Here is a 17,288-nt window from a genome sequence, read left to right as displayed (position 1 = left end):
TGATATTTGTTATCAAGAAGCTTGAATGTGTAATTGAATAGTGGTATCATTAAAGTATTAAAAAAATAATTAGGGGGAATGAATATGGCACTATACGGATTAAAGAAAAATCAAAAATGTACTATAGAAGAAATGCCTTCTAATGCACTACTTCAGTCGCTAGGACTTAGAAAAGGTATAGAGGTATCTGTAACTTCAAAACAACCTTTTGGTGGACCTATAGTAGTAAAAATAGGGAATAGAAGCATTGCGGTAGACAAGAACATAGCTCAGAACATAAGCATTAAGGTGGTGTCATAATTGGATTGTCAAAAGGACAGAAAAAATAAGAAAGCATCTTTAGAGTGTGATAAAAAGATTTTATTAATGGGTAATCCAAATGTAGGTAAAAGTGTTGTATTCTCAAAGTTGACTGGTATGGAAGTTATAACAGCTAACTATGCAGGTACAACTGTAAGCTATACTCAAGGTATGTTAAAGCACAAAGATGATAAGGCAGCGTTAATAGATGTACCTGGTATTTACTCACTAGAAGCTACATCTAAAGCAGAAGAAGTAGCCATTGAAATGCTAGATAAAGGACCAGATGCTATAATCTGTGTTTTAGATGCTACTAATCTTGAAAGAAATCTAAATCTTGCATTACATCTTAGAGAGTATAATATACCTACTGTATATGCACTTAATTTAACTGATGTAGCAAAGAGGCAAGGTATACAAATAGATGTAAAAAAACTAGAAGATTTATTAGAAGCTCCTGTAGTAGAGACAGTAGCTGTAAAAAATATAGGATTGAAAGAATTAATAGAAAAGTCTTTAAATATCTCTAAAGAAAATGTAAAGATTTACAATGAAAGACTTTCTAAAGAAGAAAGATGGGATAAAGCACAAAAGCTAGCTCAGAAGGTTCAAATGAGAGTTGAGCATACACCTTCTTTACTAGAAAAACTAGGAGATTTAACTATACAGCCTTTTCCTGGAATACCTATAGCCTTCTTAGTATTAGCTATATCTCTTGCTATAGTTGTAGGTGGAGGTAAGGCACTTAGAGCAGCCGTACTTTTACCCTTAGTTAATGGAGTTATAGTACCGTTTATAACATCTATAGTATCTAGATTTGTAGAGCCAGGAATGCTTTATAATGTTTTGGTTGGAGAGTTTGGAGTTTTAGTCAAAGGTATAGAGTGGCCTTTTGCTTTAATACTTCCTTATGTTCTTCTTTTCTATGTTGTACTTTCGTTTTTAGAAGACAGCGGATACTTACCAAGGCTTGGGGTTTTAGTAGATGGTATGTTAAGAAAATTAGGACTTCCAGGAGGGAATATAGTTCCGTTTATAATGGGATATGGATGTGCAGTTCCTGCTATACTTGGAACAAGGGCATCTACAAGTTATAAAGAAAGACTGATATTAACTTCATTAATATCATTAGCTGTTCCTTGTACAGCACAGACTGGTGCATTTTTCAGCTTGTTAGGTGATAGATCTATATTTGCACTTATATTTGTTTATATGATATCATTTGTAGCTATAGTAATAACTGGAGTTGCTTTGAATAAAATACTCCCAGGCAAGAGTGATCCTTTACTTTTAGAAATACCAAACTTACTTATGCCAAATAAAGATGCTTTAATGCAGAAGATATGGATAAGATTTAAACATTTCTTATTTGATGCAGAAGTTCCTATGATGATAGGAATAGTTTTAGCTGCACTTATAGCTGAAACAGGATTTTTAAATGTTATAGGAACAGCTATGCAGCCACTTGTAGAAGGTTGGTTAGGTCTTCCTAAAGAAGCTAGCTTAGCTTTATTGCTAGGAATAATAAGAAGAGAACTTGCAGTTATGCCTTTACTTGATATGAATTTAACTACACCTCAAGTTATAGTAGGATCAGTAGTTGCATTATTCTATCTTCCGTGCCTTTCTGCATTTGCAATATTAATTAAAGAATTTAAAATCAAAACAGCCGTAGTAATAGCTGCATCCACTGTATTTATTGCACTGTTATTTGGCGGGATTGTAAATAATATATTTAAATTTATTTTGTAGATAACTAAAATGCTTCAGATATTTCATCTGAAGCTTATTTTTGGAAAAATTCAAATGGGGGTGAGTTTCAATTGATTAGCATTTTCACTAAATGCATAGAAAAGATTTGCTGCAAAATTTCCAAAAGTACATGTATGTTTGAAATGTATTATAAAAATATAGTTTATAATGAGGTTATTTTAGGGGATATAAAAGAAAGTGATAATGTACTATGTATAGGTGGAGGAGCTATGCCTTGCAGTGCTATACAAATATCAAAACTTACAGGTTCAAATGTTACTGTTATTGATACGGATATTGTAGCTGTAAAAAAGGCTAATCAGCACATCAAAAATCTTGGTATGAGTCATAAAATTAAAGTTTTAGTAGGTAATGGTTTAGATTTTTGTATTAACGATTTTGATGTTATACATGTAGCACTTCAGGTTAAACCAAAAGATAAGGTAATTAAGCACATATGGGATAATTGTTCAGTAGGAACTAGGATTTTAATTAGAAAACCAAAGAAAAGTTTAGAATTATTTTATTCATATGTAGATGAATCTACTTTTATAGACAATGCTAAATATGCAAAACAGGTTAATTCTACAATGAAAGAAACTTGCCTTTTAGTTAAAAGTGAGGAGAAAAATTCAGATGAAAAAGTTAGTGCTACTTTTTATAGGAATAGCATGTGTAGTAACACTGTTGCTGCTAGCTGATTATAAAAGTGTAATGGAAGGGGTATGTAGCATAGGGTACAGGAATATATGTATTCTTTGTATTTTACAAATTATAACTATAGGTTTAATAAATATTCAGTGGATGAAGATATCTAAAGATATAGGTCTAAATATGAGATTTATAGATGCTTTAGATATGAATATGAGGGGAACATTCTTTGAAAGTATAACTCCTGCAGCTAAAGCAGGTGGAGAATTTGCAAAAGTAATGTTCTTAAGGTCAAAGCTTGGTTTTTCACTTGGAGAGGCTAGTGCTGTTGTAAGCTTTCAAAAGATACTGAGTATGGTCTGCTTTTTAGGACTTAGTTTTGTAAGTCTTATATGTTTTTTGGTCATAGTTCCTTTATCATGGGAGTATAGGAGTTTGCTTTTAAGTAGCTTTTTATTTGTATCGCTTTTGGTTTCTGTAATAATTTTATCATTAGTATTCAGAGAAAAATTAGATAAATTCATCTATTTAATACCAGTTTTGAAAAAGCACGAGTTCAAAATAAAAGACTTTTTATATAATTTTGATGAATGTATAAAAAAATTAATTAGAAATAAAAACAGTTTCATTTTTCATATAGTTATAGGAATAATTATATGGACTTTATTTGCAGTAAAAACATATTATATAGTTTTGGTTTTAGGTAGTTCAATAAAATTTAGCGCAGCAGCTGCAATTACATACCTTACCTATATGGTTGGTATGTTGCCTCTTTTACCAGGTGGACTTGGAAGCTTTGAAGGTAGTATGATAATTTTATTATCTTCTGTTGGAATATCTTCTTCAGTTGGAATGGTTATAGCAATTGTTTTAAGATTTGTAACTTTTTGGTTTGTATTTTTATTAAGTGGTATTTATTTGGGAACTAAATTGATAATTCAAAGACGAAAGGAGGAAGCTTTAGTATGAAAATAAGAGAAAACATTCCAAATATGCTTACGCTTACTAATATGGCACTTGGAATAAATGCAATATTAATATCTATAAATGGTGATAGTATAAATAGCCTAATGATAGCTTCTCTCCTAATAATATTAGCGGCTATATTTGATAGATATGATGGAAAATTAGCAAGATTTTTGAATGTTGAGAGTGAATTAGGAAAGCAGCTAGATTCATTATCAGATCTGATATCTTTTGGAGTTGCCCCTATTATAGTTACATGGAAGCTAAACTTATTTAATATTGGATTAATAGGATATATGGTAGCGATAGTATTTGTACTTTGTGGAGCATTTAGATTAGCGAGATATAACATACTAGATATTAAAGATAAATGCATAGGACTTCCAATTACTATAGCTGGTGTAATATTAGCTTTGAATAGTCTTTTTCAGTGTGCAGTTTTTGAAATGTGCAATGAAATGTATTTATTATTCACGGTTATTTTATCTTTGTTACTATCAATTCTGATGGTCATGAAATTTGAAATTAGAAAAGTATAGAAAGGGACTATTTGCCCCTTTCTTTTTTCATGGTGAAAACAGGTTTATTTATAGAAGTATGTTTTACTGAATATATTGACAATTATCTATATCTAGGAATATAATGGATATAGAGATTTATCTATATAAAAGGAGGTGGCTACACTGACAAAAGATTACGGTAAATATGCTTTGCTTATGAAGGCATTAGGAGATGAAACGAGAGCTAAGATATTTGATATGCTCTCTGAAGGAGAAAAATGTGCTTGCAATATACTTGAAGAATTTAATATAACACAGCCGACTCTTTCTTATCATATGAAGATTTTGTGTGAAAGTGGGCTTGTAAATAGTAGGCGAGACGGGGTATGGACTAAATATAGTATCAATAAAGAGAGTTTAGATACAATAAAGATTTTCTTTGATGATATAAATATGAGGTTTGGAAAATAAAAATTAGGGGGTGTTATCTTGGTTATATTTCAGTGGCTGAACAATCAATTACTCAAAATGGATTGGCTTTACAAATTAGTAGAGTTATTAGTAGAGAATATATTTAGGTTAGATGTAAGCACTAGAGTTGGGGGGAGTGTTCACTTTTTCATTTACGATGTTATAAAAATATTCATATTGTTGTCTGTACTTATTTTTGCAGTATCATACGTTCAAAGCTTTTTTCCTCCAGAGAGAACTAAAAAGATATTGGGTAAATATAAAGGGGTTACAGCAAATATACTAGGAGCAGTGCTTGGAACTGTTACTCCGTTTTGTTCATGTTCATCTATACCACTATTTATAGGGTTTACAAGTGCAGGGCTTCCTATAGGAGTTACATTTTCATTTTTAATATCTTCTCCTCTAGTAGATTTAGCATCTGTTATATTACTAGCTAGTATATTTAACTGGAAAATATCTATAGCTTATGTTGTTGTAGGTATTGTACTTGCAGTTATAGCAGGAACTATCATAAGTAAGTTAGGTCTTGAAGAATATGTAGAATCTTTTGTTTTTAATACTAAGGTTGCTGAAGTAGAAGAAGAAGAATTAACAACTAAAGAAAGAATAGAGTTTGCAAAGAATCAGGTATTAGACATAGTAAAGAGAGTTTGGCTATATATTATTATAGGTGTTGGTATAGGAGCAGGTATTCATAACTGGATTCCTGAAAATATGATAGAAGCAGTCCTTGGTCAAGATAAATGGTATTCTGTTTTATTAGCAACTATTGTTGGAGTACCTATGTATGCAGATATATTTGGAACCCTTCCTATTGCTCAGGCTCTAGTTACAAAAGGGGTAGGAATTGGTACTGCTTTAGCATTTATGATGAGTGTAACAGCCCTTTCACTTCCGTCTATGGTTATGTTAAAGAAAGTTGTAAAACCAAGACTATTAGGAATTTTTGTGGGTATTGTAACTGTAGGGATTATTTTAATTGGTTATATATTCAATGCATTTAGCTATCTTTTAATTTAATATAAAAATATTCAAAGGAGTGGTATTATGGTAATCAAGATTTTAGGTTCAGGGTGCAAAAGCTGTACTACGCTTAAAGAAAATGCAGAAGCAGCTTTAAAGGAGTTAGGATTACAAGCACAAATAATTAAAGTTGAAGATTTTGCCGACATAATGGCTTATGGAGTAATGTCAACTCCAGCTCTTGTAGTTGATGAGAAAGTAGTTTCTTATGGAAAGGTTCTAAAACCTAAAGAGATAGTTAAAATATTGGAAAAGAAATAAACTATTGATAGAAAAAATTACGAGGTAGATTACAATCCGTCTGAAATTCAGACGGATTTTATTTTAATAAATTTCACTTAAAGAGTTATACTAATTTGAGATAGGATGTATTGACAATACATAGATAATGGTCTATATTTTATACATAGATACATATCTATATAATGAGAAGTTAAATATAAATAAAGGGGTGTATAAATATGAAAAAAATGATTATTTTTGATCCTGCTATGTGTTGTTCTACTGGAGTTTGTGGTCCTGGGGTGGATCCTGAGCTACTTAGAGTTTCTACAGTTATAAACAACTTAAAAAATAAGGGAGTATTAGTTGAAAGATATAATTTAACTAACAATCCACAGATATTCGTTGATAATAAAGAAATAAATAAAATATTAAATGAAGAGGGAGTATATGTACTTCCTGTTACAATGGTTGATGGAGTTGTAGTAAAAAGAAAAACTTATCCAACTGATGAGGAGTTTTGTACTTTATTAGGATTAGATAAAGACTATTTAAAATCTCCAGAAAAAGAATCTTCAGATTGTAGTGGTTGTTGTTGTGACGATGGATGCTGCTAACATAGAAAAGAGGGATATAAATGCTTGAGAAATTTGATATATCTAAGATAAATTTAACTAAATACCTATTTTTCACTGGAAAAGGTGGAGTAGGTAAAACTTCAACAGCGTGTGCTACAGCGGTATCACTAGCTGATGAAGGTAAGAAAGTTATGCTTATAAGTACTGACCCGGCTTCAAATCTTCAAGATGTTTTTAATACACAGCTAAATAATAAAGGTGTACGTATAAAGGAAGTTCCTAATTTAGTAGTGGCAAACTTTGATCCTGAAGTTGCAGCGGCGGAATATAGAGAAAGTGTAATAGGCCCTTACCGTGGCAAACTTCCAGAAGTAGTAATCAAAAATATGGAAGAGCAATTATCAGGCTCGTGTACTGTTGAAATTGCTGCATTTAATGAGTTTTCAGGCTTTATAACAGACGAGAATGCTGCAAAAGAGTATGACCATATTATATTTGATACAGCACCAACAGGGCATACTTTAAGGATGCTACAGCTACCTTCAGCTTGGAGTAATTTTATAAGTGAGAGTACACATGGTGTGTCATGTTTAGGACAGCTTTCCGGACTTGAAGATAAGAAAGAAATTTATAAAAAAGCAGTAGAAAATCTTGCAGATAAAGAAAAAACTACACTAATACTTGTATCACGCCCAGAAATATCACCACTTAAAGAAGCAGAAAGAGCATCTAAAGAGCTTCAGGAGATAGGGGTTACAAATCAAGCATTAATCATTAACGGAGTGCTAGAAACTCATGATGATTATCTTTCAAGTGCAGTTTATGAAAAGCAACAAAGTGCTTTAAGAGATATACCTGAAGGTCTTAGAAATATAAAGACCTTCCAAATTCCACTAAGACCATACAATGTTACTGGACTTGAGAATGTAAGGGCATTTCTAAAAGAAGATAATATAAAATATAATGAACAAAAGCTTAATGTGGATAGTATACCTACACTAAGTGATATAATAGATGATTTATATAATAGTGATAAAAAAGTAATATTTACAATGGGAAAAGGTGGAGTAGGTAAAACTACAATAGCTGCTACAATAGCTTTAGGGTTAGCTAAGAAAGGTAAGAAGGTACACTTAACAACTACTGACCCAGCTGCACACTTAAAATTTGTGTTAGAGGAAAGTTATGGAATTACGCTAAGTAGTATAGATGAGAAAAAAGAACTTGAAAAATATAAAGAAGAAGTATTAAGTAAAGCAAGGCAAACAATGAGCAAAGATGATATTGCTTATATTGAAGAAGATTTAAGATCTCCTTGTACTCAAGAAATAGCAGTATTTAGAGCTTTTGCGCAGGTTGTTGAAAAATCAGAAAATGAAGTTGTTGTTATTGATACAGCACCAACGGGACATACATTACTTCTTTTAGATTCAACTCAAAGTTATCATAAGGAGATAGAGCGTTCGCAAGGTGATATACCAGAGTCAGTAAAGAAGCTGTTACCTAAGCTTAGGAATGAAAAACATACAGAAGTTATTATTGTTACATTGCCTGAAACCACTCCTGTACATGAAGCTATGAGATTAAGAGAAGACTTAACTAGAGCAGGAATTCATAGCAAATGGTGGGTTATAAATTCAAGTTTATATAGCTGTAATACAACTAATGATATATTGAAGGTTAAGGCTAATAACGAAGTAGAGTGGATTAATAAGGTAAGTAAGATATCTGAAGGCAAATTCGCACTTGTTAAGTGGATACCAGAAGAAGTAAAAGGCGAAAAGCTTATGGACCTTATAAAGTAGGAGGAAAAAATATGAGGATATTAGTTATTGGAGCTGTGGCAGCAGGAACATCTGCAGCTGCAAAGGCTAGAAGAAATAATGATAGTGCTAAGATAGTAATATATGAAAAAGATGGTGACATATCTTATTCAGGATGCGGTCTTCCTTACTATATCGGTGGAGAAATAGAGGATATTGATGAACTTACGCCAAGAGATCCTCTGTTCTTCAAGAAAAAATATGATATAGATGTACTAACAAGACATGAAGTATTGAAGATAGATACAAAATCTAAGAAAATAATTGTTAAAAATTTGAGTACAGATGAAATATTTGAAGACAATTATGATAAGTTAGTTATTGCAACAGGTGCAACGCCTTTTGCACCTGATATAAAAGGAATAGATAATGATAATGTATTCTTTGTAAGAAATGTTCAGAGTGCTAGAAATATAAAGAATTTTATACAAGAAAGAAAGCCAAAACATGCAGTAATTGCAGGTACAGGATTTATAGGATTTGAGATGTTAGAAAACTTAATGGAAGATGAAATAAACGTAACTATCGTAGAAAAGCAAAATAAGATAACTCCAAATCTTGATGAAGATATGGCACTTTTCTTAGAAAATGCATTACTCAAAAAGAATATAAATATAATAAAAGGTAGTAGTATAGTAGAAATTTGGGAAGATAAAGTTATATTAGATAATGGAAAAGAAATAGAAAGCAACATTGTTATAATGGCAACTGGAGTTAGACCGAATGTAAACCTTGCAAAAGAAGCAGGAGTAGAGATTGGAATTACTGGAGCTATAAAAGTTAATAACAAAATGCAGACAAATATAAATGATGTATATGCGTGTGGAGATTGCATAGAAACTTTTTCTTCAATTACTAGTAAGCCAGTATATAGACCTCTAGGCTCAACTGCTAATAAAACAGGAAGAATAGCAGGAGATGTATTAACTGGGGGAAGTTTAGAGTATAGAGGTAATCTAGGTACAGGAATATTTAAATTATTTGATATGGCTATTGCAAGTACAGGACTTAGTGAAAAAGAAGCTATAGAAGAAGGTTATGAAATAGTTATGTGCCATAATATAAAACCTGACAAACCAGACTATTTTAATGGTAAAGAAATGGTTATAAAAGCTATAGCAGATAAGAAAACTAGAAAGCTTCTAGGTGTACAGATTATAGGTTATGAAGGTGTTGACAAAAGAGCAGATGTATTTGCAACACTAATAACTTACGGTGCAAAAGTTGATGATCTTTTCCACTTAGACCTTGCGTATGCTCCACCATTTTCTACTACTAAAGATCCTGTTCATTATACAGGTATGATATTAGAAAATTCTCTAAGTAAAGATAGACCGATTATAACATCAAATGAAGTCAAAAGTTTAGTAGATAAAGGTGAAAAAGTACAAATAGTTGATGCTAGAGTATCTAAGCAGTACGAAGAGTCTCATGTAGAGAGTGCTATAAATATACCACATGCTAAATTAAGAGAAGGAATTAATGATTTAGATAAAGACGTTTTGACTATAACTTATTGCAATAAAGGTGTAACAGGAAATGCAGCTCAAAACATATTAATAAATCGTGGATTTAAGAAAGTTTATAATTTATCAGGTGGACATAAATTCTATAAAGCTACAAAAAAGTAGGGGTGAATATTCACCCCTACTTTTTTAATACCTATTTTTCAGCTTCTAATACATCTTCTAATTTGAACTGAAGAAGCATAAGAAACATGTCTATAAGTACCCTATCAAGCATAAATTAAATCTGAGGTGATGTATTATGATTATTTCTAAAAAAGATATGATTAGGTTGAGTTTCATTGTTTTGATTTTTATAGTTGTAGCTACAGTTTCTTATAATATTGCAATCTATAAAGATAGGAATTATAAAATGGGTGGATATATATATAATAAAAATATGAATAGTGAAATATCTACTTTCAGTAGTGAAGAAGATTATTTCCATGGAGAAAGGTTTGGAAGACCATCTAAGGATAAGGCACTAAAGTTAAAATATAACCCAAATAATTTTAGTGAATCTAAGACAAATTCAAATATACTCGAAGGTTATCCGAGTAGGTATGATTCATCAGAAGATGTTATACATGCGTATTACTCTATATTAAAAAATGCATCTAATATGATTGGATTTCAAGGTGGATGTGGTGCTATAGGATGGGCTAATGTGCCTTATAAATATGCCTATAATCTTCTTAGCTCTGGATCTAAAGAGAAGATATCTCTAAAGAAATTTGAAGATTCTTTTAGTGGAGTTGGGCAAACAATTTTATTAAAATTAAGAAAGGCATATCGTCCTGAAAATACTTCAGATAACATAGACTATTACTTTGTAGAGATTGAAATCATAACTGGTAAACCATATTCAGAGGGTAAAGATTTAACTCCACAGCCAAGTTACTTTGCCTATTATTATGGAATAGTTACAACTGAGTACAGCGAAAAAGATGGATGGAAAATAAGAAGTGTAGATTATATACCAGAAGATTTTTTATGTGCTCCATGGCATCTATGGAGCTGGGATAGCAGTTATTTTGTTAATATTATATATGGAGAGTGGTATAATCTCATTGATAAAATAGATAGTGTTGAGAAGGATAATTCTAGTATATCTATATATGCTAGTGGGAAAAATAAGAAGTACAGATTTGACTTTGTGGAACTCACAAATGGTGAAGATATATTATTAAATGAGTATATTAATGAAGATGGTAAGTGGAAAGAAGTAAATATAATAAAAGAACAAGATAAATGGTATAAGTTATCTATTCTAAAGTTTTTAGACTAATCATGCGGTTAGTCTTTTTCTATGATAAAATTGTATATAAAGTTAATAACAGTAGGAGGATAAATTGTGGATGAAATTGTAATATATACAGATGGAGCATGTTTAGGAAACCCTGATGGGCCTGGAGGTTATGGAGCTGTTTTAATATGCAAGATAGGAGATAAAGAGCATAAAAAAGAATTATCTGGTGGATTTAACAAAACAACTAATAATAGAATGGAGCTTATGGCTGTAATAGTAGCACTTGAAGCACTGAAAAGGCCTTGCAACGTTACTTTATACTCTGATTCAAAATATATCGTTGATGCTATAAATCTTGGATGGGTAATGAAATGGAAAAGAAATTCTTGGTATAAAGATGCCAAGAAAAAAGAAAAAGCAAAGAACGTTGATTTGTGGATAAGATTACTAAAAGCAATGGAAAATCATAATGTAAAATTTGAGTGGGTAAAAGGACATGCAGGTAATTGGGGAAATGAGCTGTGTGATAAACTAGCTAGCAGTGCAGCACTAGGAGAAGATTTACCTATAGATGTAAGAGAAGAATAGAATAAATTAGTATGTTGACAAGTTATACATACTGTTGTAGAATAATACACATATCAATTTACAACTAAATATACCTCATCTCTAACAGGGGTGAGGTAGAGGCGCGGGTATTATGAGTAGTTTAAAGGAGATTGCAAGTCGATGAATTTAAATGAAAGGAAGACCGCCGAAGTGTATAGTTCTTGCAAAACTATATGCTGGGTTTACATCGAATAGGTGTAAAACTGTCATTTAAGCTATCCCGTAGCTTAAATGGAGAGCTATCTTACTTTAAGGGAAAGAGAGGGGGACTTTGTGCTTATACTTATGTATATTAGCATCTAAGGTTATCCTTAGATGCTTTTTTTATTGGTTATAAATACTAAAATATAATAAATGGAGGTTATAAAATGAGAAATAAAAGAGAGCTTACGTTACCAATCGCGCTTATTCCAATACTAAGTTTAGTATTGTTTTTATCTATAGCTGTATTTAAATATGAAGCTTCACCGCATATTCCACTAATTGGAGCTTCAGTAGTAGCATCATTACTTGCTATTTACTTAGGGTATACTTGGAATGAGATAGAAGAAGGTATACTTAAAAGTTTAAATATGGGTATGCAGGCAATGCTAATACTTATGATTATAGGTACTATAATAGGAACGTGGATATTAAGTGGTGTTGTTCCTACTATGATATTCTATGGGCTTAATATACTTTCGCCATCAATATTTTTAGTTGCTACAACTATTATTTGCTCTGTGGTTTCGCTTGCTACTGGTTCTTCATGGACTACAGTTGGAACAGTAGGTATAGCACTTTTAGGAGTTGGACAAGGGCTTGATATACCTATTCATATAGTGGCAGGTGCTATTATTTCAGGTGCATACTTTGGGGACAAAATGTCACCTTTATCAGATACTACTAACTTAGCTCCAGCAATGTCAGGAGCAAATTTATTCGATCACATAAGACATATGGCCTACACAACAGTACCAGCCTATGTAATAGCATTGATTTTATATGGAGTTATAGGATTAAGATATGGTGGGGGAAATGTTAACCCGGAATCTATAAATGTTATATTAGATGCTCTAAAATCTAACTTCAATATAAATCCATTGCTATTATTACCACCAGTTCTTGTAATAATGCTTGTAGTGTTTAAAGTACCTGCTATACCAGGCCTTATAGGTGGATCAATAATTGGAGGATTATTTGCAGTAATATTCCAAGGATCTAATTTAAGTGAAATAATAGAAGTAGCTCACTATGGGTTCTCATCAGAGACAGGAATAGAAGTTGTAGATAGTTTATTAAGTCGTGGTGGACTTGATAGTATGATGTGGACAGTATCGTTAATAATAACGGCACTTAGCTTTGGAGGAATATTAGAAAGTACAGGTGTACTTGAAACTATTGCCGAGAATATATTAAAGCTTGCAAAGGGAACAGGTTCATTAATATTAGTTACTATAGTATCTGGAATAGTTGCTAATTTAGTTACAGGAGATCAATACCTTGCTATAGTAGTACCAGGAAGAATGTATAAGGATAGTTACGACAAGAGAGACTTACATCCTAAGAATCTTTCTAGAACTCTTGAAGATGCAGGTACTCTTACATCATCACTAATTCCTTGGAATACATGCGGAGCATATATGTGGACTACATTAGGGGTACACCCGTTTGCTTATCTTCCATATGCATTTCTTAATATACTAAATCCTTTAATAGCTGTTATATATGGATATACAGGATTTACTATTGAATATATAGATCAAAATACAAATAATCAAACAGCATAAAATAATCAGGGTATACCCTGATTATTTTGCTTTTGTTTTAATTTACTTAAAACGTAGTTATGTTCCTTGTGTATTTCCTTTAGTAAGTCTATGAATTTTAATTTTCTATTTTGTTCAGTTAATGTTGCAATCAACGGTCTTGGAAATCCTTTGTTTTTTAGTAATGAAGATAAATTGTTTATTTCCTTATTAGAAAAACCTGAAACTAGCATGAATTTCATAGAAATAATTTCATCAGGAATGTTATTGTATATAGTGTTTTCGAATTCATCGTTGTACACTAGGTTCTTTACTTTAAAGTCGAGCAAACTTTCATCTACAAATAGAAAATTAAATTCTTCTATGTCTATTAGAAAGTCAGTTATAGCTTCTCTTTCTTTTTCGTCGTATCCATAAAATAATATTTTTCTTGGCTCATCTGGTCTAATGTTATTTTCTAGATCCATAATTTTAAAACTCATAAAAAGAACCATCCCTTCATATCTAGATTTATAAGACCTATAAATGCACGTATATCTAAAAGTTTTAGCTTTTACTATCTAAAATATACGCATGTATTAACCTTTTTTGAACTTATTTTCATACAATAGTTAATGGAGGTGATTAAGTGGATTTTGAAGTGATAGTTAAATACCATGGAGATATAAAAAGATTAGAGGAAGAGTTAGGTGTAGAGGTTGAGATATTAAGCGAAAAATTTGCAATAATAACTATAAGTGAGTCTGAATTAGGTAGGTTATTAGAATATAACGAGATAGAATATATAGAAAGACCATTTATATTAGGCCCAAGCTTAACTAGTTTTGAGGCTAGTGGAATAGATTTTTTTAAGAGCACCACTGACCTTTCTGGAGAAGGGGTACTTATTGGGATTATAGACTCAGGTGTTGATTTTAGGCATCCTTTATTTATAAACGAAGATGGAACATCAAAAATAGTTAGAATATGGGATCAAACTAGAGAAGGAAATCCTCCAGATGGATTTAAAAGTGGTTATGAATATACCAAAGAGGACATAGATAATGCGTTGAAAGGAGATGAAATACCTTTCTTTGATAATATAGGTCATGGAACTCATGTTGCAGGAATAGCATCCACAATAGCTCCAAATTCAGAGATTGCTGTTGTAAAAATAGGAACTAGGGGTATTGAATCATTTGGACGAAGTACAGAATTTATGAGAGGAATAAAGTATCTTATAGACTTAGCACAGAGTATGAATAAGCCGCTTGTTATAAATATAAGCTATGGAAGTAACGAAGGAGCAAAAGATGGAAGTTCATTGTTTGAAGAATATATAGATGATATATCTTTAAGAGGAAAGACAATAGTAGTTGTAGCTTCTGGAAATGAAGGCGATAAATCACATCATAAGCACATAAGATTACTTAATAATATGGTAAAGCCCGTTGAGTTTTCTGTTGGTGGAGGGGAAAGAGAAATAACAATAGAAATATGGAAGAAGTTTTCTGATGATTTTAGTTTCTCTGTAAGAAATCCATCAGGAGCTGAAACTCAAAAGATAGATAAAAATTCAGGAGAGGTAAATGTAAATTTAGGAAACACAAGTATAAATGCATTTTTTTCTAGGGCTACTCCATATTCATTAAATGAAAGGGCAGTTGTTACTTTAAGAGGTAGAGAATTTATACAGCCTGGAGTGTGGTCACTCAATTTTGAAGCACAGGATATAGTTGAAGGAGATATAAATATATACTTACCTATATCAGAGCAGTTGAGTAGAGATACAAGGTTTTTAGATCCAACTATAGTTCGTACAATAACAACTCCAGCAACAGCTAGGAGAGTTATATCTGTTGGAAGCTATAATCACAACTTAGATATAATTTCTGCTTTTTCTGGACGGGGAGATGCAAGGTTAAGAGAAATAAAGCCAGATATAGTAGCTCCGGGTGAAGATATAGTATCTAGTTTGCCATCTGGAAGTTATGGTGCATTATCAGGAACGAGTATGGCTGCACCTCACGTTGCAGGTGCTGCAGCACTTTTGATGGAGTGGGGAATTGTGAATAATAATGATCCATTTTTGTACGGTCAAAGATTGAAAGCTAAGTTATTAAAGGAAGCTAGAAGAGATAGACCTTTTTTGATTTATCCAAATGAGACTTGGGGGTATGGTAAATTGGATCTTAGTAGAATAAGCACAAGAACACTAGGATGGCATTATAGAAATGAAAATACTAATGACTATATAATAATGTATGAAGGAGATATAATATCAGCTTTAGCTGAAGAAGGTATAAATAAAGTACAAATAATAGATAGAAAATATGCGATAGTTTATTTGGATCTAAATTTAGATGAATCGATATTTAACAAAATACCTGAGGTAACATATTATCAAAAGCCATTTAGGATGGTACCTCTTATAGATACAAGTGTAGATAAAATAGGAGCTAAGTTTTTTCAAAACCATCCGTATATACCATTAACAGGAAGAGGAGTGTTAACTGCAATTATAGACTCTGGAATAGATTACACACATCCTGACTTTATATACGAAGATGGAAGAACTAAAATAGTAAGCATATGGGATCAGACAGTAGATGGAAATCCTCCACAAGGATTTATATTCGGAAAAGAATATACAAGAGATGAAATAGATGATGCGTTGATTAGTGGAGAGCGATTAGAGCATACAGATCAAACAGGTCATGGAACTATGATTGGAGGTATAGTAGGAGGAAGAGGGGCACTAAATAGTAGATATGTTGGAGTTGCTCCTGATAGTGAGTTTATAGTTGTAAAGTTAAGAGATCAGGGTGGTTATTACAAATCATCTGACCTTATACTTGGAATAAAGTATGCATATGAAATGGCAAGAAGAATGAGAATGCCTTTAGTTATAAATATTTCTTTAGGAACTAACGAAGGAAGTCATGATGGAATGACTATTCTAGAAAATTATATATACGAACTAAGCAGAGATAGAGGAATTATATTTGTTGCAGCAGCAGGGAATGAAGCGGATAAGATGACAAAATTAAGTGGAAGGTTTAATAATACTGGAGAAATTCAAGATATAGAAATAGTTGTAGGAGCAAATGAAGGAGATTTAGATGTGATGATATGGGCAAGAAAGCCTGATAAGGTTTCTGTATCTATGATTTCTCCTACAGGGGAGTTTATAGATAGAATTCCAGCTAAGCTAAATGAAGAAGAAATTGTAAGATTTATACTTGAAGATACAACTGCTATTGTAAGATATAGATACCCTGAAGAATTAACGGGAGATGAATTTATAACAATACATTTTAAAGATATAAAGCCTGGAAATTGGATAATAAGACTACATGGAGATAATATAGTAGATGGAAGATATAATGTATATTTACCTAATAAATCTTTAATAGGTGAGCAAACAAGGTTTTTAAGAGCAGATCCTTATGGAACTATTGTAACACCTGCCACTGCTGAAAGTGTTATAAGTGTTGGGGCATATAACCATAGGGATAATAGTTTATACAGTGGTTCATCAAGAGGACCTACAAGAGATGATAAAATAAAGCCAGATTTAGTTGCACCAGGAGTTGGTATAACATCTACAACGCCAGGAGGATATGGAACATTTACAGGAACAAGTGTTGCAGCAGCACATGTAGCAGGAGTAGTTGCACTTTTACTTGAGTGGGGAATACTAAATGGTAATGACCCTACTATGTATACTCAGAAAGTAAAAACTTACCTAACAAGAGGAACAGAGCAAAGACCAGGGGAGGATCACCCGAATATATCATGGGGATATGGAATATTAAATCTTAGAAGGGCATTTGAGCAGGTTAGAAGTCAAGAAGCTTGGTCATATCCAGTATTCTTAAGAAAAGGAGAAGGTGAATAACCTTCTCC

The 17,288-nt window shown here is 32.0% G+C and carries 16 protein-coding genes and 1 riboswitch; of the genes, 15 read left to right on the top strand and 1 reads right to left on the bottom strand.

Annotated features, from left to right (window positions below):
* Positions 1-84 precede the first annotated feature (84 nt).
* From CLOTH_RS04970 to nhaC, 14 genes are all read left to right on the top strand, one after another.
* Positions 85-300 (top strand): FeoA family protein, encoded by a 216-nt coding sequence (locus CLOTH_RS04970; protein WP_079411804.1) that lies wholly within the window; start codon positions 85-87, stop codon positions 298-300.
* Positions 301-2,052: a ferrous iron transporter B gene (locus tag CLOTH_RS04965; protein ID WP_079411802.1), complete on the top strand. Its 1,752-nt coding sequence runs from the start codon at positions 301-303 to the stop codon at positions 2,050-2,052.
* 71 nt (positions 2,053-2,123) lie between these two features.
* On the top strand, positions 2,124-2,753 hold the full coding sequence (locus CLOTH_RS04960) for an MDR/zinc-dependent alcohol dehydrogenase-like family protein (RefSeq protein WP_079411800.1): 630 nt from the start codon (positions 2,124-2,126) through the stop codon (positions 2,751-2,753).
* Positions 2,689-3,672: a lysylphosphatidylglycerol synthase transmembrane domain-containing protein gene (locus tag CLOTH_RS04955; protein WP_079411798.1), complete on the top strand. Its 984-nt coding sequence runs from the start codon at positions 2,689-2,691 to the stop codon at positions 3,670-3,672. The genes CLOTH_RS04960 and CLOTH_RS04955 overlap by 65 nt, the downstream gene beginning before the upstream one ends.
* Positions 3,669-4,208, top strand: coding sequence for a CDP-diacylglycerol--serine O-phosphatidyltransferase (pssA, locus tag CLOTH_RS04950; protein ID WP_079411796.1), 540 nt, complete (start codon positions 3,669-3,671; stop codon positions 4,206-4,208). The genes CLOTH_RS04955 and pssA overlap by 4 nt, the downstream gene beginning before the upstream one ends.
* Before the next feature lie 135 nt (positions 4,209-4,343).
* The gene (locus CLOTH_RS04945) at positions 4,344-4,640 is read left to right on the top strand and encodes an ArsR/SmtB family transcription factor (RefSeq protein WP_331722015.1); all 297 of its coding nucleotides are present in this window, start codon (positions 4,344-4,346) and stop codon (positions 4,638-4,640) included.
* Positions 4,641-4,658: 18 nt separating this feature from the next.
* The gene (locus tag CLOTH_RS04940; protein WP_079411794.1) at positions 4,659-5,663 is read left to right on the top strand and encodes a permease; all 1,005 of its coding nucleotides are present in this window, start codon (positions 4,659-4,661) and stop codon (positions 5,661-5,663) included.
* A 27-nt stretch (positions 5,664-5,690) separates the two neighbouring features.
* Positions 5,691-5,927, top strand: coding sequence for a thioredoxin family protein (locus tag CLOTH_RS04935; RefSeq protein WP_079411792.1), 237 nt, complete (start codon positions 5,691-5,693; stop codon positions 5,925-5,927).
* 200 nt (positions 5,928-6,127) lie between these two features.
* Positions 6,128-6,505, top strand: coding sequence for an arsenite efflux transporter metallochaperone ArsD (arsD, locus tag CLOTH_RS04930; protein WP_079411790.1), 378 nt, complete (start codon positions 6,128-6,130; stop codon positions 6,503-6,505).
* Between the two features lie 20 nt (positions 6,506-6,525).
* Complete coding sequence (gene arsA / locus CLOTH_RS04925) at positions 6,526-8,271, top strand: arsenical pump-driving ATPase (RefSeq protein WP_079411788.1); 1,746 nt, start codon at positions 6,526-6,528, stop codon at positions 8,269-8,271.
* A gap of 11 nt (positions 8,272-8,282) precedes the next feature.
* Positions 8,283-9,920 (top strand): FAD-dependent oxidoreductase, encoded by a 1,638-nt coding sequence (locus CLOTH_RS04920; protein ID WP_079411786.1) that lies wholly within the window; start codon positions 8,283-8,285, stop codon positions 9,918-9,920.
* A 136-nt stretch (positions 9,921-10,056) separates the two neighbouring features.
* Positions 10,057-11,082 carry a hypothetical protein gene (locus tag CLOTH_RS04915; RefSeq protein WP_079411784.1) on the top strand — a complete coding sequence of 342 codons (1,026 nt, stop codon included), beginning with the start codon at positions 10,057-10,059 and terminating at the stop codon, positions 11,080-11,082.
* Between the two features lie 66 nt (positions 11,083-11,148).
* Positions 11,149-11,631, top strand: a complete 483-nt coding sequence (gene rnhA, locus CLOTH_RS04910; protein WP_079411782.1) for a ribonuclease HI — start codon at positions 11,149-11,151, stop codon at positions 11,629-11,631.
* A gap of 88 nt (positions 11,632-11,719) precedes the next feature.
* Positions 11,720-11,902, top strand: a riboswitch (Lysine riboswitch).
* A 118-nt stretch (positions 11,903-12,020) separates the two neighbouring features.
* Positions 12,021-13,421 carry a Na+/H+ antiporter NhaC gene (nhaC, locus tag CLOTH_RS04905; protein WP_079411780.1) on the top strand — a complete coding sequence of 467 codons (1,401 nt, stop codon included), beginning with the start codon at positions 12,021-12,023 and terminating at the stop codon, positions 13,419-13,421.
* Positions 13,422-13,426: 5 nt separating this feature from the next.
* Here the strand turns inward: nhaC and CLOTH_RS04900 are convergent, their stop codons facing one another.
* Positions 13,427-13,882 (bottom strand): DUF3783 domain-containing protein, encoded by a 456-nt coding sequence (locus tag CLOTH_RS04900; protein WP_158080466.1) that lies wholly within the window; start codon positions 13,880-13,882, stop codon positions 13,427-13,429.
* A 146-nt stretch (positions 13,883-14,028) separates the two neighbouring features.
* On the opposite strand from CLOTH_RS04900, the gene CLOTH_RS10790 reads away from it, so the two are divergent.
* The gene (locus CLOTH_RS10790; protein WP_079411776.1) at positions 14,029-17,280 is read left to right on the top strand and encodes a S8 family serine peptidase; all 3,252 of its coding nucleotides are present in this window, start codon (positions 14,029-14,031) and stop codon (positions 17,278-17,280) included.
* The last annotated feature ends 8 nt before the right edge of the window (positions 17,281-17,288 follow it).

The sequence above is a fragment of the Alkalithermobacter paradoxus genome (assembly GCA_002029295.1).
GTDB classification, from domain to species: domain Bacteria; phylum Bacillota; class Clostridia; order Peptostreptococcales; family Peptostreptococcaceae; genus Alkalithermobacter; species Alkalithermobacter paradoxus.
Note: the sequence above shows the minus strand (reverse complement) of the source record. Positions and strands in the feature narration are given on the sequence as shown.